Origin of the sequence: Halodesulfovibrio spirochaetisodalis (genome assembly GCF_001672295.1) — a bacterium.
Taxonomy (GTDB): Bacteria; Desulfobacterota; Desulfovibrionia; order Desulfovibrionales; family Desulfovibrionaceae; genus Halodesulfovibrio; species Halodesulfovibrio spirochaetisodalis.
In genome coordinates, this window is the sequence record NZ_JXMS01000014.1 from 53,176 (window position 1) to 77,832 (window position 24,657).

The 24,657-nt window shown below is 48.1% G+C and carries 22 protein-coding genes; 4 read left to right on the plus strand and 18 right to left on the minus strand.

Annotated features, from left to right (window positions below; translation table 11 throughout):
* Positions 1-85 precede the first annotated feature (85 nt).
* Entirely contained in the window at positions 86-601 is a 516-nt protein-coding gene (lptE, locus tag SP90_RS09350; RefSeq protein ID WP_066854934.1) for an LPS assembly lipoprotein LptE, read from the minus strand.
* A gap of 204 nt (positions 602-805) precedes the next feature.
* Between lptE and SP90_RS09355 the strand changes: the two genes are divergently transcribed.
* Entirely contained in the window at positions 806-1,264 is a 459-nt protein-coding gene (locus tag SP90_RS09355) for a YaiI/YqxD family protein (RefSeq protein ID WP_066854937.1), read from the plus strand.
* Positions 1,265-1,698: 434 nt separating this feature from the next.
* On the opposite strand, the gene SP90_RS09360 is transcribed toward SP90_RS09355, so the two are convergent.
* The 16 genes from SP90_RS09360 to SP90_RS09435 all read right to left on the minus strand — a co-directional run bounded on the left by SP90_RS09360 (position 1,699) and on the right by SP90_RS09435 (position 18,649).
* Complete coding sequence (locus tag SP90_RS09360; protein WP_066854940.1) at positions 1,699-3,327, minus strand: DUF697 domain-containing protein; 1,629 nt, start codon at positions 3,325-3,327, stop codon at positions 1,699-1,701.
* Between the two features lie 583 nt (positions 3,328-3,910).
* Positions 3,911-6,400, minus strand: coding sequence for a leucine--tRNA ligase (leuS, locus tag SP90_RS09365; protein WP_082936375.1), 2,490 nt, complete (start codon positions 6,398-6,400; stop codon positions 3,911-3,913).
* 554 nt (positions 6,401-6,954) lie between these two features.
* On the minus strand, positions 6,955-7,422 hold the full coding sequence (gene nusB / locus SP90_RS09370; protein WP_066854943.1) for a transcription antitermination factor NusB: 468 nt from the start codon (positions 7,420-7,422) through the stop codon (positions 6,955-6,957).
* A gap of 3 nt (positions 7,423-7,425) precedes the next feature.
* On the minus strand, positions 7,426-7,896 hold the full coding sequence (gene ribH, locus SP90_RS09375) for a 6,7-dimethyl-8-ribityllumazine synthase (protein ID WP_066854946.1): 471 nt from the start codon (positions 7,894-7,896) through the stop codon (positions 7,426-7,428).
* 134 nt (positions 7,897-8,030) lie between these two features.
* Complete coding sequence (locus SP90_RS09380; RefSeq protein WP_066854949.1) at positions 8,031-9,248, minus strand: bifunctional 3,4-dihydroxy-2-butanone-4-phosphate synthase/GTP cyclohydrolase II; 1,218 nt, start codon at positions 9,246-9,248, stop codon at positions 8,031-8,033.
* Between the two features lie 64 nt (positions 9,249-9,312).
* Positions 9,313-9,975 carry a riboflavin synthase gene (locus SP90_RS09385; RefSeq protein ID WP_066854952.1) on the minus strand — a complete coding sequence of 221 codons (663 nt, stop codon included), beginning with the start codon at positions 9,973-9,975 and terminating at the stop codon, positions 9,313-9,315.
* Position 9,976: 1 nt separating this feature from the next.
* A complete protein-coding gene (ribD, locus tag SP90_RS09390) occupies positions 9,977-11,092 on the minus strand; it encodes a bifunctional diaminohydroxyphosphoribosylaminopyrimidine deaminase/5-amino-6-(5-phosphoribosylamino)uracil reductase RibD (protein ID WP_066854955.1) in 1,116 nt (371 codons plus the stop codon).
* Positions 11,092-11,556 (minus strand): deoxycytidylate deaminase, encoded by a 465-nt coding sequence (locus SP90_RS09395; protein WP_066854958.1) that lies wholly within the window; start codon positions 11,554-11,556, stop codon positions 11,092-11,094. The genes ribD and SP90_RS09395 overlap by 1 nt, the downstream gene beginning before the upstream one ends.
* Positions 11,557-11,885: 329 nt before the next feature.
* On the minus strand, positions 11,886-13,124 hold the full coding sequence (glyA, locus tag SP90_RS09400) for a serine hydroxymethyltransferase (RefSeq protein WP_066854963.1): 1,239 nt from the start codon (positions 13,122-13,124) through the stop codon (positions 11,886-11,888).
* A gap of 77 nt (positions 13,125-13,201) precedes the next feature.
* Positions 13,202-14,449 carry a beta-ketoacyl-ACP synthase II gene (fabF, locus tag SP90_RS09405; RefSeq protein ID WP_066854966.1) on the minus strand — a complete coding sequence of 416 codons (1,248 nt, stop codon included), beginning with the start codon at positions 14,447-14,449 and terminating at the stop codon, positions 13,202-13,204.
* A 173-nt stretch (positions 14,450-14,622) separates the two neighbouring features.
* Positions 14,623-14,853, minus strand: coding sequence for an acyl carrier protein (acpP, locus tag SP90_RS09410; RefSeq protein WP_066854967.1), 231 nt, complete (start codon positions 14,851-14,853; stop codon positions 14,623-14,625).
* An 84-nt stretch (positions 14,854-14,937) separates the two neighbouring features.
* A complete protein-coding gene (gene fabG, locus SP90_RS09415) occupies positions 14,938-15,681 on the minus strand; it encodes a 3-oxoacyl-[acyl-carrier-protein] reductase (protein ID WP_066855031.1) in 744 nt (247 codons plus the stop codon).
* 132 nt (positions 15,682-15,813) lie between these two features.
* Positions 15,814-16,803, minus strand: coding sequence for a beta-ketoacyl-ACP synthase III (locus SP90_RS09420; RefSeq protein WP_066854969.1), 990 nt, complete (start codon positions 16,801-16,803; stop codon positions 15,814-15,816).
* Positions 16,804-16,856: 53 nt separating this feature from the next.
* Positions 16,857-17,897 (minus strand): phosphate acyltransferase PlsX, encoded by a 1,041-nt coding sequence (gene plsX, locus SP90_RS09425; protein WP_066854971.1) that lies wholly within the window; start codon positions 17,895-17,897, stop codon positions 16,857-16,859.
* A complete protein-coding gene (gene rpmF / locus SP90_RS09430) occupies positions 17,890-18,066 on the minus strand; it encodes a 50S ribosomal protein L32 (protein WP_066854975.1) in 177 nt (58 codons plus the stop codon). Before rpmF ends, plsX begins: the two co-directional genes overlap by 8 nt.
* A gap of 52 nt (positions 18,067-18,118) precedes the next feature.
* Positions 18,119-18,649, minus strand: a complete 531-nt coding sequence (locus SP90_RS09435; protein WP_066854977.1) for a YceD family protein — start codon at positions 18,647-18,649, stop codon at positions 18,119-18,121.
* A gap of 200 nt (positions 18,650-18,849) precedes the next feature.
* Between SP90_RS09435 and rpmB the strand changes: the two genes are divergently transcribed.
* Together rpmB and SP90_RS09445 are read left to right on the plus strand one after the other, a co-directional pair.
* Entirely contained in the window at positions 18,850-19,059 is a 210-nt protein-coding gene (gene rpmB, locus SP90_RS09440) for a 50S ribosomal protein L28 (RefSeq protein ID WP_066854980.1), read from the plus strand.
* 408 nt (positions 19,060-19,467) lie between these two features.
* Positions 19,468-20,001, plus strand: a complete 534-nt coding sequence (locus SP90_RS09445; RefSeq protein ID WP_066854983.1) for an FxsA family protein — start codon at positions 19,468-19,470, stop codon at positions 19,999-20,001.
* Between the two features lie 159 nt (positions 20,002-20,160).
* Here the strand turns inward: SP90_RS09445 and SP90_RS09450 are convergent, their stop codons facing one another.
* On the minus strand, positions 20,161-22,737 hold the full coding sequence (locus tag SP90_RS09450) for a hypothetical protein (RefSeq protein WP_066854986.1): 2,577 nt from the start codon (positions 22,735-22,737) through the stop codon (positions 20,161-20,163).
* Positions 22,738-23,214: 477 nt separating this feature from the next.
* Between SP90_RS09450 and SP90_RS09455 the strand changes: the two genes are divergently transcribed.
* Positions 23,215-24,609: an MATE family efflux transporter gene (locus SP90_RS09455; protein WP_066854989.1), complete on the plus strand. Its 1,395-nt coding sequence runs from the start codon at positions 23,215-23,217 to the stop codon at positions 24,607-24,609.
* Positions 24,610-24,657 lie beyond the last annotated feature (48 nt).

The window sequence follows — 24,657 nt, forward strand, 5'->3', positions numbered from 1 at the left end:
ATTCAATAAAAAAGGCTCGAAGTGATAACTCCGAGCCTCTTTATATACAATGGTATCGCGCAGGTCTATGGTATGCGCTGCGAAGTTAGAATGTGTTGCGCATCTTATCGACAATTTTCTCTACAAGCAGGTTGGAAATCTGTGTACCTGCAAGACGTGCATCGGATGTCGGGTACGATCTGGCAAGTGATGTACGCTCCGACGCCCATACAAGCTCGTTATTTTTGTTGTAGACAGAAACTGTGAAAGTAAGGGTGATCGTGTAATCCAGTGTCTCATTTTTCTTGCCACGTACACGGCTGTCGATGGTAAATTTCTGGATGTCGATGACCATGCTGTAGTCGGCGTCTTCAGAGCCGGTCATTACAGCAATGTCCCTGTCTGTAATTTCGTCGTACATGCTTGTGCGTAATACTTGATTAATCCACGGGTAAATCGTGGAGTTTTTCACTTCTCGTATACGCATTGTGGAGGAACCATCACCAAAGAGACTTGGCTGGTTGTTGGTAAACGTGTATCCGCATCCTGTAAGGGTAAGGGCAGCAAAAAGCGTGATGATTGCGCACAGGCGGGATACAGCGGAAAAACGAGGAAGCATCATAGCGGGTTCCTGTATTGTTTGATTTGTGGAAAAAAGAAAAGACAGTCGGCATAACCCTGTATAAGCAAAGTGATACCAAGACGATATTAGATAACAGATGAAGTGTAATTACGTCTAGCTTCGGATGTGCTTGGGCAGATTATCGATGTAGCATGATAATATTCTTAGATGTTATTGCGTCCAACGTGGCGCTGCGGAGTACCTATGCAAATATGGGTTGATGCGGATGCATGTCCCAAAGTGATTAAGGAAGTGCTTTTTAAAGTGGCAGAGCGGCGCAAAGTAAAGACAACGCTTGTCGCTAATAGCGGGATGGCAGTGCCGGCATCCCAATATATAGACTTCATAAAGGTAGGGGCAGGGTTTGGTGCTGCCGATAAGAAAATAGCAGAGCAGGTGCAGACTGGCGACCTCGTTGTAACAGCAGATGTGCCACTGGCAGATGTTATTGTTGAAAAAGGCGCAACCGGCTTAAATCCACGCGGTCAGTTATACACAGAGGACAACATAAAAGGTCTGCTGCGTATGCGGCACCTTATGGAAGAGCTCAGAAGTGGCGGTATGGTCTCCGGTGGACCAGCACCGCTCGGTGCGCGTGACAAGCAGGAATTCACAAATCAGCTGGATAAGTTTGTTACACGCAGGCTGAAAGAAGAAGCTTAGGGCTTAGTTCTTTATTTTTTAGATGCCTCCGGCGGCTTAAGAACCTCTTGCAAGAGGTTCTTAAGAATCTCCAGAAACTTTCATATGCGATTTCAGCCCGTTTTTAGAGTAAGTTCGTGGCTTATGCATCACTACCCTTCAGTTTACAGATAATTTGTATTTGTGGCGTTGCTTCAAAAAACTCAGAGGCTCACATAGGATATGTGAGCCTCTGAGTTTTTTGCGTATTACCCTATGGGGTTGCTTTAATCTGGCCGGAAAGGGTGCTGTTAGCTCGTTTACTTTTGCTGTGGAAAGGTAGCGTGTTCGCGGCTTCCAACTTCGTAAGCAACGGGGTTGTTCGCGTATACTTGGGGTCAAGGGGACGGTGTCCCCTTGTGGGGGTGCAGGGGGCAACGCCCGCCTGCCCGTCGGAGACAACCAGAGAGTTCTATCTATTCTGCTGTCTTATTGTTCTCTTGTTTACGCTTTTTCTTTGAGAAAGGACGTGCCAGCACTTTTTTAGTTTTTCCAGCAGCAGAAGATATTTTTTTGCCGGACTTTTTTACGTTGTGTTTGATTGCCGCGTCAGCATTGCTCACAGCAGAAACTGTTTTTTTACCCGCGGTTTGAATAGTGCTGGCCGCAGCCGCTGCACTCGTATTGATGCTGTCAGTGACACCTGAAACAGCAGAACTTAAGCCGTTGCTGGCCGAGCCAGCAACAGACGTCGCGGCTGATGCTGCAGTGGAAATACCACTGGAAACACTTGCAGCGGTTGCACTGATTCCTTTTCCTGTGGCATTTGCTGCCGCAGCCATACCTTTTGCAGTTGCATTGACGCCTTTAGTGGCACCGGATGCGGCAGCCGCAACGCCCTTTCCTGCGGTTGCTGCTGCGCTAGAAACGCCGCTTGCTACACCAGTGGCTGCATCTTTTGAAGCCTGTGAAATAGTTTTGCCTGTGGCAGAGGCTCCTGCAACAATCTTTTCGGTGGTATCTGAAACGCATTCCCGTGCTGCTTTAAAGCGTTCTTTCTTTATTGAGTCGTTTGGGGTGTCGGCTGATTCAACACGCTCTGCAGATTCTGTCTTGTTTTCAGGCTCGGCTGTGGAGCCTTTTTTTCCAGAAGGTGCAATACTGCGGACAGCATCCCATGCTTTTGCCATGCTGCGCTTAACGGTTTTGGAGGCTCCGGCAATAAGCAGTTGCGCCACAGTTGCGATGGTGTCGCCTGATGTTCTCATAAACATGGCGGCAGCTTCACGGGTTGCAGACTTTCTGAGCTCTTTTTGTGATTGCAGGTCAGCATCAGAGTAAAGACTCATGTAGTTGCGGGCAATAATGCCGCAGCGCATGGTGAGCAGGGAGTTCATGGAACCATCAAGGATAGAGGAGGTGATGACTCCTGCAACAGCCTGTGCTCCGGGTATGCTCCCGACTGCGGAAGTTGCTACAAGCGGAGCTACAATTTGCTGCGTATATTCTTCGACAACAATGTCTTCTAACGCACCAGCAAAAAAAGCAGTTCCGGCAACGTTTTTATACAGTGTAATCAGGTCATTCATGTGTGGACGCTGCGCGTACAGCTTGGTGACCTTATAGATGAGATGGGTGATGAGCGCGAAGACAATCAGGGTATCCAGTCTGCCGTTCTGGGCAGTGGCAGTGCCTATGAAAACCCGCTTGGAGGTGTCTTCAATAAGTCTGTTGGCCTCGGCTTCAAGAATTTCGATCGCGTCTGTAATTTCTTGTTCTGTTGAACACGTCACCTGCTGGCTTTTCAGGTAAGGGTTACGCCGCAGACGATCAATGTACGCGTTGCGGTATTCCTTCAGCTGTTCTTCTGTTGGATTATCCGGAAGAAGAAGCGGCTTGGGAAAAACGAACATGGTGAGGGCTGAGTAACCAAGGAGAGCTGCACCGGAGATGGTGAGTGTCCAGAATACAACTGGTACATATGCCGGATCAATATATGCTGAAAGGTCGGCAATCGTACGTATACCTGAAAGTAACAGCGAGCCAAGTGCGATGCATATGACACCGCTCAGTAAGATAAGGAGAAGTTTAAGCTTTGACTGCATGTAAATCCATGTGCTTCCGTGCGCATGAGCACGGAGAAGAAGGTTCGAAGTCTATGAATAGGTTGCATGCATCGCCCCGAAAAGTTGATTGCTACGTTGTAGCCGTATGGCAATGCTTTTAGATAGAGTAAGTATACGTTTGTGGATTCGCAAGGGCGATTTTATTCACTCTTTCTGAAGAGGCGCAAATTTCAGAACAGTCAATTGCTGGATAATAGGAGTTTGAACCGCATCTACAGCAGGTAAGAGCCTTTAATTAAAAATAAAAGGCTGAGGTTCAAACTTTATTTTGTTGATGGGTTTGCTGAACATTACAATATCATTACAATAACGTAAGGGCTGGCACAGTTCGTTTGGTAGGGCAGGTACCTGAAACGGATGGGCAGAGGTTCCTTCAGCAAAAATCTTTTCCAAATAAAAAAGCCAAACTCTCAGGGACCATACGGTCTGGTAGAGTTTGGCTTTTTTATTATTGGCGTTACGCCGTAAACTGCAACGAATAATCTCTATGCGTCGTCTGACGGGGGCAGGTAGATGATCTCCCTTGTCCGTCGGGGACGAAACGTATGCGTCGCAGGCTGTGCTAGTTTGCTACGATGTTAACAAGCTTGCCCGGAACAACGATCACTTTACGGATTGTTTTTCCTTCAACGTGTTTCATAACGTTAGCATCGTTTTTAGCGAGCTCTTCCACTTCTTCTTTACTTGCAGATGCAGGCACTTCGAGGCGGGCGCGAACTTTGCCGTTTACCTGTACTACAACGGTGAGCACGTCTTTAACCATTGCTTCTTCGCTGTAGGTCGGCCACATGGCGTGTACGAGGCGCTCTGTGTGTCCGAGGTGTTCCCAGATCTCTTCGCAAAGGTGCGGAGTGAATGGAGACATCAGGTTAACAACAGTGCTGATTGCAGAGGAGAGCACTTTGCGGCCTTTTTCGTCGCCTTTGAGTGCGTCTTTTGCAAGGTAGAGTTCGTTTACCAGTTCCATAACAGCTGCGATAGCTGTGTTGAACTGGAAGCGCTGCTCAATGTCGTCGCCTGCTTTCTTAACGGTCTCGTGTTCTTTCAGACGAATGGACTTTGCTTCTTTACAAGTGCAGTCGTCAGCAGTGGAAGAACAAGGCTGTACAGTAAGGAGTTCGCCTTCGAGCTCTTCAATCAGGCGCCAGATGCGGTTTACAAAACGGAAAGAACCTTCAATGCCGGTTTCTGACCATTCGAAGTCACGCTCAGGTGGTGCCGCAAAGAGGCAGAAGAGGCGAACTGTGTCAGCACCGTAGCGCGCGATCATGTCTGTAGGGTCAACAACGTTGCCTTTGGACTTGGACATTTTGGAACCGTCCATCAGTACCATGCCCTGAGTGAGCAGGTTTGCGAATGGTTCGTCAAAGTTCATGTAACCGCAGTCGCGCAGTGCTTTGGTAAAGAAGCGTGCGTAGAGCAGATGCAGGATAGCATGCTCAACACCACCGATGTACTGGTCAACTGGTGCCCAGTAATTGAGTGCTTCCGGAGTAAACGGTGCTTCGTGGTTCTGTGCATCTGTGTAGCGTGCAAAGTACCAGGAGGATTCAACGAATGTATCCATGGTGTCTGTCTCACGGCGTGCAGGCTTACCGCACTGAGGACAGGAGCAGTTTACAAATTCTGGAGTATCCGGAAGCGGAGAACGGCCGTCTTCGTGTGTCTGCACGTTGAGAGGCAGTTCAATAGGAAGATTTTCTTCTTTTTCAGGAACAATACCGCACTCATCACAGTATACTACAGGGATTGGAGCACCCCAGTAGCGCTGGCGGGAGATGTTCCAGTCACGCAGGCGGTAGTTAATGGTTTTCTCACCGCAGTTGTTTTCCTGAAGCCATGCAGCAACTTTTGCTTTACCTTCTTCGTTGGAAATTCCGGTGAATTCGCCGGAGTTAACCATTTTACCCGGAGCAGAAGCAGCTTCTGTCATGGTTGCAGTATCAAGCTCTTCACCTTCAGGCTGGATAACAACCTGAAGCGGGAGATCGTATTTGCGTGCAAATTCAAAGTCACGCTGGTCATGGGCAGGTACAGCCATAACAGCACCGGTACCGTAATCAACGAGAACAAAGTTTGCCACGTACACAGGAATCTTTGCACCGTTAATAGGGTTGATGCAGTATGCGCCGGTGAAGATACCTTCTTTTTCGAGGTTGTCAGAGGTACGCTCGATGCGATCCATGTTGGTGATTCGTTTTACAAATGCGCGTACGTCTTCTGCCTGCTCTTTGCCTTCGATAAGTTTTTCAACCATCGGATGCTCAGGAGCAAGACTCATGAAGGTTACACCGAAGACGGTGTCAGGGCGGGTGGTGAAGACTGGAATAGTTTCGTCTGAATCTTCAACTTTGAACTGAATTTCAGCACCTACGGATTTACCGATCCAGTTTTCCTGCATGGAAATAACGCGATCAGGCCAGCCGCCTTTGAGCTTTTCAAGGTCTGCAAGAAGCTCTTCAGCGTAATCTGTAATTTTAAGGAACCACTGTGCGAGGTCACGCTGTTCAACAACGGTGTCACAGCGCCAGCAAAGGCCGTCTTCAACCTGTTCGTTAGCAAGAACAGTATTACAGGTAGGACACCAGTTCTGAGCCTGACGTTTGCGGTAGAGCAGACCTTTTTCAAGAAATTTGAGGAAGAACAGCTGTTCCCAGCGGTAGTATTCTTTGTCGCAGGTAGCAAGCTCACGGCGCCAGTCGAAAGAGTAGCCGAGACGGGAGAGCTGGCTACGCATGTTGTCGATGTTGGAGTGAGTCCATTTTGCAGGGTGGATGTTGTTTTTGATAGCTGCGTTTTCTGCAGGAAGACCGAACGCATCCCAGCCCATAGGGTGCATTACGTTTTTGCCTTTCATACGCATGAAACGCGCTACAACATCACCGAGGGAGTAGTTGCGAACATGACCCATGTGAATGTTGCCGGAAGGGTACGGGAACATTTCCAGCACATAGTGTTTAGGTTTGTCCGATGTGTGATCGGTGTGGAAATCGCCGTTGGTAGCCCAAGTTTGCTGCCACTTCGTTTCTATGGCTTGCGGATCATATTTCATTGCCGACAGTTCCTTTAATCTTTCGCTCATTAAAAAAGTCTGTTGTGAAAATGCGTCATGGAGAGGTGCCTCCGGCGGGAGGGCTCTGCCCTTCACCCGCAAGGGGGACGCCCCCTTGACCGCGAATACGGATAGTTTCTGTGCGAAGTCGCAGCAATGAAGGTATCCGTATGTGTACAACAGTTTTTTGATTCTCTATAAAAAATATATAGTTACATAGAAGCCTGTTATGCAGTTACAGCAATATGGAGCTTCTGGAACATCATATTTATTTTTAATGCCTTGCAATACAAAACAACCTGTTCTTCGGCAAGAGAAGGGGGCTTGTTTTGTGCAAAAATGTTATTTTAACGGGATATGCCCGGACTCCTTTTTCAAGGAGTCCGGGCACAAGAAAACGCTATATATGAAGGCGACTGAAAAGAGGTACATAAAGAAGCCGAAGACTTGGTCATTGAGAAAAAACTTTTCGTCAAATCGCGGTCAAGGGGGCGTCCCCCTTGCGGATGCAAGGCGGAGCCTGCCCGCCGGAGGCATTCTTACTGTATTCTATTTTAGTATTTCAGTTCCAGTTTGCCTTCTTCGAGAGCTTTTGCTGCAGCATCTAGTAGACCGTTAACGAACGGGCGGGAACGGTCATCACCGAACTGCTTTGCAAGTTCGATTGCTTCGTTGATTGCAACTTTTGGTGGAATGTCTTCACGGTAGAGCATTTCAAAAACTGCAAGGCGGAGCAGGGTGATTTCAATTTTACCGATACGTTCCACTTTCCAGTGGCGGGAAAATTGAGCGATCACTTCATCGAGAGCACGGTAGTTACTCCATACACCTTCGATGAGATCCCAGGTGAAGCCTTCCGGCTGGCACTGGGCTTCCGGCTTATCTGCATTGTCAGGGGAAGTCATGTAGGCTTCCTGCAATGCTTCAATAGTCATAGCCGGAGAAAAGTTTAAGCCGTACAGAAACTGGAATGCTTGTGCACGAGCCAACTTACGTGGTGTTTTTTTTGGTTTGTTAGCCATATATTACAATTGCTCCAGAACACGGTATGTTTCAAGCATGGCGGATGCGGCTTCAACGCCTTTGTTGCCGCCTTTGGAGCCAGCGCGTTCGATTGCTTGTTCAAGAGAGTCACAGGTGAGCAGGCCGAAACCAACTGGTACGTCAGAGTCAAGGCTGACCTGTGCAAGACCCTTTGCACATTCATTACATACAAAATCAAAGTGAGGAGTAGCGCCGCGGATAACTGCGCCGAGTGCTACGATGCCGTCATACTTACCGCTTGCAGCCAGTTTTTTAGCAGCGATAGGCATTTCAAATGCACCAGGAAGCTTTACGATAGTAATGTCTTCACGGTCGCCGCCGTTGCGCACAAGGTAATCCACTGCGCCACCCACAAGGCGGTCAACAACGAAATCGTTGAAACGGGTTGCGATGATAGCGATTTTAAGACCTTTAGCGTCGAACTGACCTTCGATAGTTTTGATATGCAGCATGTATAATCTCCTTCTTGTGACCGCAATTTGCTCCAGCAGCAAAAGCGGGTCGGTAAGTATAGAACAAGCTCCCTAGCCCTGAAAAGAACTATTTTTAGGGATAGGGAGCATATATTTACTGTAAATAACGGTGACTACTTGGAATCATTAAGATGTTCCAGCATGTGTCCCATTTTTTCTTTTTTAGTGCGCAGGTAATCTTCGTTGAATTCGCATGCATTCATTTCAATAGGAACACGTTCAACTACTTCAATTCCATACCCTTCGATGCCGACAATCTTTTTAGGGTTGTTGGTCATCATGCGCATTTTACGAACACCGAGATCAACCAGCATCTGTGCACCGATGCCGTAATCGCGAAGGTCAGCCTTAAAGCCGAGCTTTTCGTTTGCTTCTACAGTGTCGTAACCCTGATCTTGCAGGTTGTACGCTTTAATTTTGTTGGCAAGGCCGATACCGCGTCCTTCCTGACGCATGTACAGGATGATGCCCTGATCTTCTGCCTGAACTTTGCACATGGCGTTTGCAAGCTGGTCGCCGCAATCGCAACGCATGGAGCCGAGCACGTCACCGGTAAGGCATTCGCTGTGTACGCGGACGAGTACCGGTTTGCTGGAATCAATAGGCCCTTTAACGATAGCCACATGAGTTTCCGGCTCAAGTTCGTTTTCATAGGCGATGATTTTGAATTCGCCGTATTTGGTAGGCATTTCCGCTTCTGCAACGCGGGTAACGGACAGTTCGTCCGGACGCATGCGGTAGCGGATGAGATCGCGGATAGTGGCGATTTTCATGTCGTGCTTTTCAGCAAATTCGACGAGATCCGGCATACGTGCCATTTCACCGTCGTCTTTCATGATTTCGCAAATAACCGCTGCGCCTTTGAGGCCGCCGAGTTTGGCAAGATCAACAGAACCTTCTGTCTGGCCTGCACGAACAAGTACGCCGCCTTTTTGTGCGCGTAACGGGAAAATATGACCCGGAGTAACAATGTCGTCCGGTTTTACGTCGTCTGCAATTGCTGCCTGAATAGTTGTAGCACGGTCTTTGGCAGATATACCGGTGGTAACACCTGTGCGGGCTTCAATGGATACGGTAAAGTTGGTGCCGAATTTTGAACCATTGCGCTGGGTCATCATTGGCAGGTCGAGCTTGTCTACCCATTCAGGTGCAAGCGCAAGACAAATAAGCCCGCGTCCATGAGTTGCCATAAAGTTGATAACTTCTGGTGTTACATGCTCTGCAGCAATAGTAAGGTCACCTTCGTTCTCGCGATCCTCGTCATCTACGAGAATAACCATCCGACCTTTTTTAATCTCTTCAATGGCCTCTTCGGCCGTACACATAGGCATTGTCGCACCTCGTTGTATGTTCTTAAACTGCATGTCCCACGAAGCAGATTAATGAATGCGAAAATTAGAATCCGTTCTTTCTGAGAAACTCTTCCGTAATAGAGGATGGAGCCGAAGACTCCTGCGTTGCGTTGGGCTGCCATGCACCAAGCATGCGTTGGACATATTTTCCGATAACGTCGGTCTCTATATTAACACTGTAGCCCGGATTCCATTGGGCTATTGTGGTAATCTTCTGAGTTTCAGGGATAATGTTTACTTCCAGAAAACTGTTTCCACAAGCATTAACTGTGAGGCTGATTCCGTCCAGCGTTACAGAACCTTTCGGGATAACCTGTGTTTCGAACTCCTGCGGGAAGGAAATTCTGTAGATCTTGGAAAGTCCTGCAGGACGCACAGAATCTACAGTGCCGATACAGTCAACGTGTCCGCTAACAATGTGTCCGCCAAGGCGGTCGCCCATTGCCAGAGCGCGTTCAAGGTTTACGTAGCTGCCGGACTTGAGCTTGCCGAGGTTGGTAAGCCCCATAGTCTCTGCAGATGCGTAAACACTGAACCAGTCAGCGCCGAAATCTTCAACAGTAAGACACACGCCGTTTGTGGCGATGGATTCACCGAGAACGTAGTCGGTTAATTCGCAGCGTGGCTTGATTGTGAAGCGGGTCTCTTTGCCCATGTTCTGAACGGAGCGGATTTCGCCCTGTCCGAGAATGATTCCTGTGAACATGTTACATTTCCTGTCGGCGTAATGTTACGATAACATCATCACCGCTGAGTTCCGTTTTGATAATTCGCAATTGGAGCGCTTCATCCATTGTAGCTATGCTTCTACCGGAAAAAATATCGGGCGCGCTGTGATCTCCGACAATTTTCGGAGCCATATGCAATTGGAATTCGTTTACGAGCATATTCTCTAAAAGCGATAATGCCAATTTTCCGCCGCCTTCGCAAAGGGTGTAGAGGCAGTTTTTTTCCTGCCGCAGCCAGCTGAGGCCTGCTGCAAGGTCGAGCTCTCCGTTTTGCTCCGGCACAGCGAGTACAGTGCTGCCTGATGATTGCAATTTCCTTGCTGCATCAGATAAGGCTGATTTTTCGTTTGTCCAGAAAATAACTTGTTCCGGCCGGTCGCAAAGCAGCGTGAATTGCTCGGGGTTTTCCGGAAGACGTTTCGTGACAATCACTGCGAGCGGTTGCTGCTCAACACCTTCGAGGCGACAGGTGAGCTGCGGGTTGTCTGCGTAGAATGTTCCACCGCCTACAATAACAGCATCAACTTTTTTTCTGAGCTCATGTACGCGCTTGCGGGATTCTTCACCGCTGATCCATTGTGAGTGGCCTGTACGGGTGGCAATTTTGCCATCCAACGTGGAAGCCAGTTTCAAAATGGAATACGGGTATGGCGTCTGAATCCATGTCAGGAAGTCTGCAACAAGGTCGCGGCATTCTGCTTCCAGAACACCCGTTTCAACGTGTACACCGTGTTCGCGCAGAAAGTCTGCTCCGCCTTTGGCTTTAGGGTTAGGGTCTTTTAAGCCTATAACTACACGCTTTATACCTGCATCCAGAATTGCCTTGGAACAGGGCGGGGTTTTCCCATAGTGGTTGCAGGGCTCAAGCGTAACATAGATGGTGCAGTCAGCCGGAGTAATTCCGTTCTCAGCAGCATTGCGCAGACACTCGATTTCTGCGTGAGGTTGTCCGCAGGCAGTGTGATAGCCTTCTGCAACGATCTGTCCGTGCTTAACCAGAACAGCCCCTACAGTGGGGTTAGGTGCAGCCGCGCCGCGTCCCTTTTCTGCAAGCTCTATAGCGCGGCGCATGAAATGGGCATCAGGCCGCTGCATTATGCGCCTCGAACCACGTGATCGATTTTAGTGAAAGGAATGCCTGCTTCGTTCACCATAGCCGCAGCAAGCTCGTCATTATAGCCTTCAACATAGTATACGCCCTTGATACCGCAGTTGAGCAGCATTTTGGTGCAAATAAGGCATGGCATGGTGGTGCAGTAAATTTCTGCGCCTGCAAGGGAAACTCCGTGAACAGCCGCTTGAATGATGACGTTTTGTTCTGCATGCAGACCACGGCACATCTCATGGCGTTGACCGGATGGAATTCCGAGTTCAGCACGGAGGCATCCGACATCAAGACAGTGGGATGTGCTGGCAGGGGCACCGTTATAACCGGTAGCCAGTATGCGCTTATCTTTTACTGCGATGGCACCGACTTTTCGACGAAGACAGGTTGAGCGCTCGGCGACCATGTAGGTGATATCCATGAAATATTGTGGCCAGGGAAGTCTCTGCTGCATGTGTAGTAACTCCGACACGGGGGTTTCCAACGGGACGTTGGTTGATGAAAAAATAAAACAGGACAAATACGATATGTGTGTCGCATGTCGCAGTCAAGGAACCATATATAATTTGGAAACGCACCCAAAGTATAAAAGCGCTCAATCCCGAAATTCGGACAAAAAAAGCCGGGGTAGCAACCCCGGCTTAAGATCAATGACAACCCCGCACGAAGCGGCGTCATTTAGAAAAACGCAGATGTTCACACATGGTTAGGTGATGGTTCTGACGTTTTCATATTCCTTGTTCTGCACAGAGTTATCTCTATCCGGCAGATAAGGGCTTGGTTTTACCAAGCGAAGAGCGGGAACTGGCGGGCAAACGCCGTTACCTGCTTGTGGATGTCAGCAAGGTAGGTCTCGTTGTCGATGTTCTTGAGCGCATCAACCATCCATGCTGCAACCTTCTGCATGTCTGCTTCTTTCATACCGCGGCTTGTCAGCGCAGGTGTACCGATACGGATACCGGAGGTCACGAACGGACTGCGGGTCTCAAAAGGAACAGTGTTCTTGTTGGTAGTGATGCCTGCTTTGTCGAGAGCAAGCTGAGCATCTTTACCGGTAATATCTTTGTTAGTCAGATCAATCAGCAGGAGATGGTTGTCTGTACCGCCGGAAACAAGGTTGAAGCCTTCATCAAGAAGAGCCTGACCCATTGTTTTAGCGTTGTCGATAACCTGCTGCTGGTAGACCTTGTACTCAGGACGTAATGCTTCGCCGAAGGCAACAGCTTTAGCTGCAATAACGTGCATGAGCGGACCACCCTGAATACCCGGGAAAATCTGGCTGTTCAGTGGCTTGCTGAGATCCTCAGAAGACAGGATCATGCCGCCGCGTGGACCGCGCAGAGTTTTGTGGGTGGTGGTAGTGGTCACGTGTGCGTGTGGAATAGGGGAAACATGCAAACCTGCTGCAACTAAGCCTGCAATGTGTGCCATGTCCACAAACAGTTTCGCGCCTACTTCGTCTGCAATGGCACGGAACTTCGCAAAATCGATCTCTCTAGGGTATGCACTCGCGCCTGCGATGATAACCGCCGGCTTGTGTTCTTTAGCAAGTTCCAGAACGTTGTCGTAATCGATGCGGCCGGTTTCACGGTTCACACCATATGCTTTAACGTCAAAGAATCTACCGGAGAAGTTCACAGGGCTACCATGGGTGAGATGTCCCCCGTGGGAGAGATCCATACCAAGTACTGTATCGCCAGCGTTAGCGATAGCATAGTAAGCTGCCATGTTAGCCTGACTGCCGGAGTGCGGCTGCACGTTAACATATTCTGCACCAAAGAGTTCTTTTGCACGCTCAATAGCAATGTTTTCGGTTACGTCAACGTATTCGCAACCGCCGTAGTAACGCTTGCCCGGGTAGCCTTCCGCATACTTATGCGTAAGTACGGAGCCCTGAGTCTGGCGCACTGCTGTCGATACAAAGTTTTCTGATGCAATTAATTCAAGTCCACCGGTCTGGCGATCGATCTCTTGAAAAATGGAACGGCCTACTTCGGGATCTTGGATAAAAACTTCATCCATGAGTGATGCCCCTTACTAGTTAAATGAGGAAGAAAAAGGGCGTGCGCAGCCATCAGCCCGCGCACGCCCAACACATATTACCCGTTGAAACGTTTGAACAGCACACTTGCGTTGGTGCCGCCAAAGCCGAAGTTGTTGCTGAGAACGTACTCAGCCTGATACTCCTCTGAACCACTCCCCATGTAGTTCAGATCGCAATCTGGGTCAGGTGTTTCATAGTTTGCGGTTCCAGGAACAATTCCTTTATCAAGTGTCAGGCAGGAGAAAACCCCTTCCATGCCACCAGCAGCACCAAGAAGGTGGCCAGTCTGAGACTTGTTCGCTGAAACGCGCAGCTTGTACGCATGATCACCAAAGACTTTCTTCATCGCACCGGTTTCTGCCTTATCGTTAAGAGAGGTAGAAGTACCGTGTGCGTTGATGCAGTCTACAGCACCAGTCTCGATCCCTGCTTCTTCAATAGCATTGATCATGGACTGTGCCATTCCTTCGGAGTCCTCACGTGGTGCAGTCATGTGGAATGCATCACCAGTGGAACCGAAGCCCACAACTTCCGCGTAAATTTTTGCACCGCGTGCCTGTGCAGATTCGAGGGACTCAAGCATGAGGAGTCCTGCGCCTTCACCGATGATGAAGCCTGAGCGTTCGCCGTCGAATGGACGGGAAGCTTTAGTTGGCTCTTCGTTACGGTTGCTGCAAAGTGCTTTAAGTGCGGTAAAGCCGGACACACCCATTGGTGTGATGGTGGATTCTACACCACCTGTGATGACAGCATCACAACGGCCTGTTTTAATTTCTTCAAATGCGTGGCCGATAGCATGGGTACCGGAGGCACAGGCACTGGTGAACACAAGGTTAGGGCCTTTTGCACCAGTAAAAATGGAAACCTGACCCGGAGCCATGTTTGAAATCAGCATTGGAATCCAGAACGGGCTGATTTTGTTAGGGCCTGCGCTGGTGAGCTTGGAGTGGAACATTTCGATGGTGTTAAGACCACCGAGTCCAACGCCGAGCATTACACCTACGCGTTTAGCATTTTCATCTGTAATTTCGTACTTGGAGTGTTCCATGAGCTGTTTTGCACATGCAACGCCGAACTGTACGAAACGGTCCATGCGGCGGGCCTGCTTAGGCGGGATATGGTCGGCCGCATTAAAATCTTTAACTTCGCCTGCAATCTGTGAAGTGAATTCACTTGCATCAAACTGGGTGATAGGACCGATACCGGACTCACCGGCAATCAGTTTTTCCCAGCTTGTGTCAACATCATTCCCGAGCGGGTTAATGGTCGCAAGGCCGGTTACTACTACTCTTTTTTCAGTCATATGCTTCATTCCTGGGGAAAATTGCGCTGTAATAAGAGATAAAATCAACCCGCTTCTCTTCATGTTGCGCCTGACAACACTACCTCATTTATGTGCTGTCAAAATAAGCGGGTAAGGCGTCTCATGCACTGGTGCATAAGACGCCTGTATATAAAACGCTCTGACAGTGCGGACTACTGCTGCTTAGCGATGTAGTCGTATGCATCCTGAACTTTCAGGATTTTCTGTGCGTCGTCGTCGTCAATTTCAACACCGAACTCTTCTTCCATAGCCATGATGAGTTCAGTAAGGTCGAGGGAGTCAGCGCCGAGGTCTTCAACGAAGGAAGCTTCGTTTTTTACTTCTTCTTCAGAAACGCCGAGCTGCTCAATGATGATCTGTTTAACTTTTGCTTCTACAGACATGGATTCCTCCAATGGATTGTTTTCTTTTCTGTGATTTTGCCTTCTCAGGGGAAAGCAGTAAAGTTTTATAACGGACCGGGTCCGCTAGCAGTACATACCGCCGTTTACGGCGATAACCTGCCCAGTGATGTAGCCAGCACCGTCTGATGCAAGGAAGGCTACAGCGTTTGCAATATCTTCTACATCGCCCATGCGTTTGAGAGGAATTGCTTTTTCGTAATCACTGCGCACAGCTTCTGGAAGAGCGTTGGTCATATCGGTTTTGATGAAACCCGGAGCAACAGCATTCACGGTGATATTACGGGCACCGAGTTCTTTTGCCATGGATTTTGTCATGCCGATGATACCGGCTTTTGCAGAGCAGTAGTTAGCCTGACCTGCGTTACCCATCTGACCAACCACAGAAGTGAGGTTGATGATGCGGCCGCAGCGCTGCTTACTCATGAGTTTTGCTGCCTCTCTACAAGCAACAAAAGCTCCGCGCAGGTTTACGTTAATGACTCGGTCGAAGTCTTCATTCTTCATGCGAAGAAGAAGGCCGTCTTTAGTAATGCCTGCATTGTTCACAAGAACATCAAGCTTAACCTTGTCTTTAATTTCTTCTTTAAAAAATGTTGCAATCTCTTCTGGATTACCAACATCTAATTTGAACGCTTTTGCTTTACCACCAGCAGCTTCAATGGCAGCTGCAACGCTCTGAGCCTCTTCCGGCTTAGAAACGTATGTGAGGTAAACCTGAAATCCGGCCTTTCCCAGCTGTTCAGCGATGGCTTTGCCAATTCCGCGTGAGCCGCCGGTAACCAGTGCAGTTGAGAGTAATTCCATGATAAATCGCTTCTGGTTAGGTGTTAAAAGCACTGCCTTATACCCTAAAGAGAGTATAACTTCAATTCCCAAAAATGGCTGTGTAACATCTTAATAACGTTTACGTTTGTCGGGAAAAGGCAGGCTGGGTGATCTCTAGGTTCTAAGCAGAGCCGCACCCCAGGTGAAACCGCCGCCGAATGTTGTCAGCAGAATGTTCTTGCCCGGTTCAAGTGTGCCGGCTGCTTTGGCCTGTCCAAGTGCAATCGGAATAGACGCGGCAGATGTGTTACCTACCTTGTCTACATTCACGTACACACGCTCACTGTCGATGGTAAGCTTTTTCCCGACTGCTTCAATGATTCGCATATTTGCCTGATGCGGAATGAGAATATCGATGTCGTCAGGGGTAAGGCCGTTGCGCTCCATAACTGTGGTGCAAACGCTTACCATGCTGCGTACAGCATGCTTAAAGACTTCGCGTCCTTGCATCATAATGAAATGTTCTTCAGGAACCTGCTGACCCACCTTGTACGGCAAAGAAGAGCCGCCACCGCGGATGGTAAGCAATTCACACAAAGAACCATCAGAGGAAAGCTCGATGTCTACAATCTTTGTAGAATCTTCTGTAGGAGTGGCGGAAATGACTACTGCGCCTGCGCCGTCACCAAAAAGAACGCATGTGTTGCGGTCTTCCCAGTTGGTACGGGATGACATGGTTTCGCCGCCGCACAGAAGAATATTTGCATCATCTTCTGTATGGGCAAGAGCGCTTGCCATTTTCAACCCATATACAAAACCGGAACAAGCAGCGTTTACGTCAAGTGCCATACGGCCTTTTAAACCGAGCTTGTCTTCGGTAATGCACGCTGTGTTCGGGCAGTACGCATCAGGAGTACATGTCGCCACAAGAATATGAGATAACTCTTCCCGGTCCATTTTCGCATCAGCAAGGGCAGCTTTTGCTGCGTGAGCGGTGAGGTCTGATGTTGACTGACCTTCTGCCACAATGTGGCGCTGCTCGATACCTGTACGAGTTTTGATCCATTCGTCGCTTGTGTCGACCATCTTTTCGAGGTCTAAGTTCGTGAGAACCTTTTCAGGAACATATGCTCCGAAGCCCCGGATGTAACATTGCTTTTTCATTGCAGTTTCCGGAAAGCCACAAAGCGGTACAGTTACACTGCACCGCCTCAGCTTTAGTTCTTAATCGCTCTGCCGAGGCTAGCCAGCTCTTCATTGGCGCTGATTGCTTCGACGAGACGCTCGTTTGTTTTTTTGCGTACGAAAGTAGATGCCATTTTTACGGCGTTGAAGATAGCTTTATCATTCGATGCGCCGTGACATACAATTGCGATCCCCTTAAGACCCAGAACCGGAGCGCCGCCGTATTCGGCATAGTCCACAATTTTTGCGAACTTTTTAAACGCTTTTTTAGCCAGTAATGCGCCTATTTTTGCAATAGTACTCGACATCAACTGTCGTTTTAATAGCCGACCCATAGAGGTGCTGAGGCCTTCGCTGAGTTTCAAGGCCACGTTGCCCACAAAACCGTCACACACAACAACATCTACTTCGCCAGTAAATAGGTCGCGTCCCTCAACGTTCCCAAGAAAGTTGATGTCGTTGGTGAGCTTAAACAGGTCGTAGGCTTCTTTTACCTGTGTATTCCCTTTGCCTTCTTCTTCCCCGATGGAAAGAAGACCGATTCTTGGAGATTCATACTCCAGAAGGTCGCGGGCAAAAGCGTTAGCCATAAGGCCGAACTGGAACAGGTGCTGAGGCTTGCAATCTACGTTGGCTCCTACATCAAGAAGAACGATAGGATTCTTCTCTGTAGGCATGACACTCGCAAGTGCTGGGCGTTCTACACCGGCAATACGTCCGATGATAAACATACCGCATGCGACAGTAGCACCGGAGTTACCGGCGCTGACAATACCGTCTGCTTTACCTTCTTTAACAAGGCGGCATGCAATCTGGATAGACGCATTCTTCTTGCGGCGGAGGATGTCGGAAGGCTTTTCGTCCATGCCCGCCACTTCGTCAGTGTGCACTACTTCATAGGCCACCCCTTTTAGGGGTAGCCTATCGAGTTCGGCATTGATTAACTCTTCGTTACCGACAAGAATAACCTTGATACCGAAGGTGCGAGCAGCCTGAATAGCACCCGGGACGTTAACAGACGGGCCAATGTCACCGCCCATTGCGTCCACGGCTATAACGGGAATGCTATGCATCGTCCTTACTGATCTGACGACCGTTGTAAGAGCCGCAAGATGCACAAACGCGGTGTGGAAGCGCTGCTTCGCCGCATTCGCAGTATACTACGGAAGGTACAGCCACACGATGGTGGGAGCGACGCATGCCCTTACGGGACTTGGATTTTCTTTTCTGTGCTACAGCCATGACAGATCCTCTCTTTATTCTGCTTTCGAATGAATTCCGAAAGACGTAATCGTTATTTATTCACTTTAAGGTTTCTGAGAACCGCAAAGCGTGGATCGAGTGTTGAATCTTCACACTCGCATTTTCCAGTGTTTAAATCTTTGCCGCATTCAGCGCAAAGACCCTTGCAGTCTTCCTTACATAAAGGCTTGACCGGAAGGGCGATGACAAATTCTTCCCAAAGAACGCCTGCAATTTCAATTTCGATTCCAGTACTTTCATTGGCGATGCGAACGTTAGGTTCGGTATCATCCGAACTAAGGTCTTCGTCAAGTATGAAAACTTCATCAAAATTTTGGTTAATGCGAACTAACGCATTCTGTGTACAGCGGTTGCATGGCAGGGCAACAGCACCTGTGATGCTGCCGTGTGCGATACATCCCTGTTCTTGCGGGATAAGAAATATACAGGCTGCAAGCTCTTCTTTTATAGTGTAGGGAAGAGCAAATTCATCAATGGGACCTTGCCATACGGATTGGTCGTTGATGATTATTTCCTTGCCTTCAGGAGGCAGATCCTTGATTGCTAGCCAAAGTTGTTTCATATTGATGTCCTCTTGCGGAAGGGGATTTCTACATGCGAGAGTATTTGTTTGTCAAGAAAAGGGTTGCCTTTTTTGTACCGAAGGTATAATACTCCCATCTCTTTGCTTGCGCGAGTGGGAGTTAATACTTTTACCAAAAGATCCTCTCGTGTGAAAATCAAAGTAATAAATTTTTTTCTTTAAATATACGGAGAATCGCCATGGCTAAAGAATGTGCTATTTGCGGTAAAGGCCCGCAGGTTGGTAACAATGTTTCCCACTCTCATATCAAAACCAAACGTCGTTTTCTGCCTAACCTTCAGCGTGTACGTCACCAGTTCCCTACCGGTCAGGTAAAATCTATCAACGTTTGCACCCGTTGTCTTCGTTCTGGAGCTGTTGTTAAGCCTGTAGCAACCAAGAGTGCTTAAGCTTTTTCGGCGATCCAGATTGGACAAGAAAAGAAAAAATCTCACCAGAAATGGTGAGATTTTTTTTTATGTAATATATAAATGTGATCAGTGAAAACTTACTTTTCCTTATCCAGCCTTTTCTTTCCCCGTAAGTTTCTTTACTAAGAATTGCAGGCAGGGATTTTTTATGCGGATGATTTTTCCCGAAAGACCTGTTTATTGCGTGTAATATGCATACAATAGGACAGAAAACAACATACAGCCTGTGTGCTGTATGCAGCAACAGTGTGGTGGCTTTTGCTGTATTTTCTGGATACTCGCACAAGCAAGGTGGGAAACTTACCCGAATCAACTTGTCATCCTCTATTAAATGATTAGTTGTTTGTGGTACGGATAGATTGCTTAGACATTGAAGGGCATAACAATATGTTTGGAAGATTATTTTTACTGTTTACACTTATCCCGATTCTTGAATTATATATGTTAGTTTCTGTAGGTTCCGTTATCGGCGGACTGCCTACCATCGGGATTGTTATTCTTACCGGTATTGCCGGTGCGTGGCTTGCGCGTATGGAAGGGTTTTACACCATGCAGAAAGTTCGCCAGTCCCTGAACGAAGGGTCAATGCCGGCTGACGAAATGGTGGAAGGACTTCTTATTCTTGTGGCAGGTCTGCTGTTGCTTACACCGGGGTTTATTACAGACTTTGCGGGTCTGGCCTTGTTGCTTCCGCTAACCCGTAAACCTATGGCCCGTTGGCTGCGTAAGCAGTTCAGCGCTGCAACCATTCAGGGTGGAAGTCAGAATCATGCCGGTTTTACGTACTACACATGGCATTCTTCCGGCGGACAGCAGAAAGATGAACAGACCATTTTCAGTGAAATTAAAAATGACACTGAACAGACTCCGCGGCAGGCAGTAGTTATTGACTGTGAGCCGATTGATGAAGAAAAGAAATAATAGTTAGTCAGTAAAAAACGCGCCTCATGCACATGAGGCGCGTTTTTTTGTGTCTGCCAGAACTATTCGAAACTGTTTACATAACAAAGTCAGATACGAACCAAAGATTCTGCATCTGACTTTGCTTGTTGTATTACTTGTTGTTCTTAATCTGTCTTGTTAGTTCTCAGGTGCTGTCTGTTCCGGTGCAGGTTGCACAGCGGTTTGGGTCGGCTCAGCCTGCGTTGCCACAACGTTTTCCTGCTCAGATGATGCATCGGCAGTGGTGCTGTTGTCATGCACAGGCTGGTTGAACGGTGCCGGATCCTCTTCATTATCCGTTTGTGGCAAGTCGATTTCCGGCGGTGTGTCTGAAGGAACAGCCGGTTTCATTTCATCAGTAGGTGCTGTTGACGGATCTTCCTGAGTTTGCGGGAGATCTGTGTCAGAATCCTGCTGCTGAGGAGTTCGGTAGTTTCCTGCACTTTTTTCCTGAATAGCAAGGACAAAGCCTTTACCCAGATGAGCAATAGCTGGCTGCTGGGTACCTACCTGAGTAAGTGTGTCTGGCTTTGTGAGCCAGTTATCCCAGTCTGTTGCACTCATGATGATGGCAACATCATTGTTGGCATTCAAGAGAGTGGTCAAGGCATGCATACCGAATATATGGGTGATAGGCTTATCCACAAAGTATGCGAATGGAGCCGGATCTGTATTATAGATGACAGGAACAAAGTCTTTTTCAGCGTATTCATTCAAACTTTGTGAAATCTCTTTAACCGAGAAAAAGCTGTTAATTGCCGGAGCTGACATGATGAGCAGAGGCTGCATGAGAAGGGTCATGACCAGAGCCAGACCTGCGACGCCAAGTCTGCTGTTCCACGGAGAACGTATCCAGAATATGCCTGCTGCGGCTAAGAGGATGGCTGCAAGGTACATCCACCCTTCAACTGCAAACGGAATAAGTTCTGTAAAGTTTACCAGAACAATAAGCCCTACACCTGCTGCAAGGAAGAGCACGGCAAGCAGTTTGTAGAAGACAGTACTGCGGAGCGGTGAAAAGGTTGCAATTGCACGTGCTGCAAGAATGGCAAGCTGAGGAAGCAGAACCAGCAGCCACACCGGAGTCATGTAATCCAGCACACAGTATGCTGCGCAGGTTAACACTGCTGAAACCCAGAGGTAGGCAATGCCGATATGCTCAGGAGTACGTGTAGCCAGTACATTTTTATAGAAGGAAAGACCGAAGAGTCTTGTCCATGGAAGTACAAGGATAACAATGAGCCACGGCAGCAGTATGAACGGCAGCATGGCAAGCATGTGCCACCAGTATGGCAGGTGCGCCAGTGCGCCTTTGAACGGTGCTGCCAGAACATTCGGCACAAGGTTAAGCAGATATTCCGGTTGTACAGCAAAGTATACGTACGCAAACCAGCTTAGCACCATGACAAGGTAGATACCGAATCCGCCAGCTACATCCCATTCGCCGAAGCGGGTAGGGCGCTTACGCCAGCAACTGGTAATGATGAGGCTGAAGAGCGGCAGGAACAGACCGGGGAATCCGCCTGTGAGAGTTGCTGCGGCAGCGCTGATGAAGCCGAGTGTCATCCAGAAGAAGGAGCGGTGTTTTTTCCAGCCCATGACAAATGCGGCATGGGAGAATGTCACCAGTGCTGCAAAGAGTGTTTCCATGCCGTTTAGCTGCATGGTGAGTGCAGGGAGGAACGCAGCCATGGTGAGCAGCCCACCCGTGAGGCTTGTTTTTTTAGAGACTCCGGCTGCGCGGGCAAGTAGATATGTAGCGAGCACAAACAGGATGCTGCTGATGACGGTGGCAGCTTTAACAGCAAAGGTCAGTGCGATGTCCGGAATAAGGGCAACGGCGCTGCTGAACCAGAAGTAGAGTGGCATTGCGCCACTGTACGGTTTGCCGTCCAGCACCGGTGTCAGCCAGTTGGTGGCTGCAAGCGTATCCTGCACCACAGCAGCAGTCTGAGTTTCCTGCAATGGCCATAAATCTCTGAAGAAAAGAGCTATGCCGCCTTGCAGTGCTGCAAAAATGACAAGGGTGAGACACGGAAGAAGAGAAAGGGTGTTCAGAAGAGTGCTTTCAGGAGCGACTTCCGGCAGCGGTTCTTTCGGCTTTTTCTCTTTTTTCTTTTTACTTGCTTTTGACTTTGGCGGAACTTCAGCGGAAACAGTGCCATGCTGCGGCTTATCAGGTTCTGGTGCAGGTGGTTCTGTTTTTTCTGGTTCCGGTTGCGCTGTCTCTGGACGCTTTTTACCGAATCTGCTGCTTACTTTTGAAGCAGCAGCGGCAACAATCAAATCATCATCAGTATCCTGAGTATCATTATCTTTTTCTACGTGAAGCTCGGAGGCAGCATGTGAAGCAGGCTCGTTTTCAACTGATGGTTGTTCGTCTGATGCAGGCTGTGCTTCTGAAGAATCGGTCGTAGCCGCATCAGAAGTTGTCACCTCGTTGCCTTCCTCCTGTGAGGCCGGAGAGGCATCCTCTTCTTCGTCAGTTTTTTCGGACTCAGCAACAGTCTCTTCAGGTTCAGTATGTTGTTCGGAAGAAGATGCTTCAGTTACTTTTTCAGAGGAGTCATCTGCGGATGCAGGTGGTTCTTCTGAAAGAATATCCTGTGGTTGTCCCTCATCTGTAGCTTGTTGTTCAAGCTCGGGATTTACCGCTTCTTTTTTCCGTGGAGGTTTGTTCTCTTGTGACTTTGTTGGGTCAGAAAAGTCGCTCATGATATATCCTGTATGGTTAAGTCGCTTCTAAAAAACTAGGTTGTGCATTCAAAGGTAGCATAAAATAAGCTGGATTGGATGAGAAACTCAAGAAAATACTAGGGTTAAAATGCATACGGATAAATGAACAGCGTACAGAATTTAACCATATGCAGATAACGTGTTGTGCTCAAAGGATAAACTTTTTTATCGATCTTTTTCTTGAAAAATAAAAATTGCTTGCGTAGAAGGTTTCTTCTTATTTCAATTAAATTTGATGTTATTAATTCAAATAAAGTTGATTAAGTTAGTTTGAAGAAAGTTGATACGTTTTCGCAGGGCTGCCTTGTTCAAGAATACAGGTGTAGAAAAATGTTACTTGTGTTCAGGACAAAGCATGCGTATTCGAGTTTCAGCTTTGTTAGTACAACGTCCTGTCTATATGCATTCTGTTGATATGATGTATGATTGCAGGGGATTACCTCAGGAGAAAAATATATGTTGTCTCGGTTTAAAAAACGCTGGAACGAACCTTTCGGGTATCGCGATGTCCTTAATGTGGGACTGCCTCTTGTTGTCAGCCTCGGCTCCACGACTGCCATGGAGTTCACGGACAGAATCTTTTTGAGTAATTATTCACTGATATCTATTGCTGCTGCGTTGCCTGCGGCGATGGTCAATCTGGTGTTCTTACTGTTTGCTATGGGCATTTCGTCTTACAGCTCTGTATTCATTGCTCAGTATTATGGTGCCTGTAAGTGCGAGAAGGTTGGTTCCGTTGTATGGCAGGCAATATATTTCTGCTGCTTTGCCTGGGTACTTATTGCGTCCTTGGTCTTTGTTGCAGAACCGTTTTTTGCTTTTATAGGCCATGCACCCGAAGTGCAGAAAGAAGAGGTAACATACTTTTCTATTTTGACGCTGGGAACAGGGTTCGCAATCATTGCTAATGCCATTGGTTGTTTCTTCACTGGTCTCGGACAGACTCGTCCGAATATGGTTGTGAATATCATCGCGGTTGTGATCAATATTCCGCTTGATTACATGCTGATTAACGGTGTGGGGATTTTCCCTGAAATGGGAATAACCGGTGCGGCTCTGGCAACGGTATCTTCATGGGCTATGCAGCTTATTATGTATGCGTGGCTGGTATTCACCCCGAAGAATGATGCAACATTCCTTGTTAAGCGTGCATGGCGTTTTAATGCCAGCTTGTTTTTCCGTATGATGCGCTTCGGTATTCCAAGTGGTGTGAATAGCTTCTTCGATGTTTTTGCATTCACCGTGTTCATTATGGTTGTTGGACGTCTTGGTGAAGTGGAGCTTGCTGCTTCTAACATCGTTCTGTCTATCAACTCACTGGCATTTTTGCCTGTTGTTGGATTGCATATTGCCGCTTCTATTCTTGTGGGGCAGGCAATGGGACGTAAAGATGCTGCACAGGCACGTATGGCTGCGCACAGTGTACTGCATGTCGCGCTGCTTTGGATGGGTACGTTTGGTGCATTGTTCCTGCTGTTCCCGTATGAGCTGACAGCATTATTCAGGCCGGAAGCAATCTCTGTTGAGGAGTTTGCTACGATCCAGTCAATGTGCCGGATTCTGCTGGCGTATGTGGCACTGTTCTGCATTCAGGATGCCATTGCGCTTATTTTCTTCGGTTCGTTAAAGGGAGCAGGGGATACCATGTACGTAATGTGGGCAATTGCACTTTGTGCAACCTTCTGCCTTGGCGTACCGGTGATTGTCGCCCGCTTTGTATTTGATGCTGGACTGCATACCTTATGGGCATTGTTGATCGTATACGTTTGTATCCTTTCTGTGACTGCCTTTACCAGATTCCGATCCGGTAAGTGGGAGCAGATACAGATGCTGGAACACGAAGCGTCCTAGCTAACAATTTGAAAAGTTAAAAACTATCAGTCCGCTTGAAGATACTTC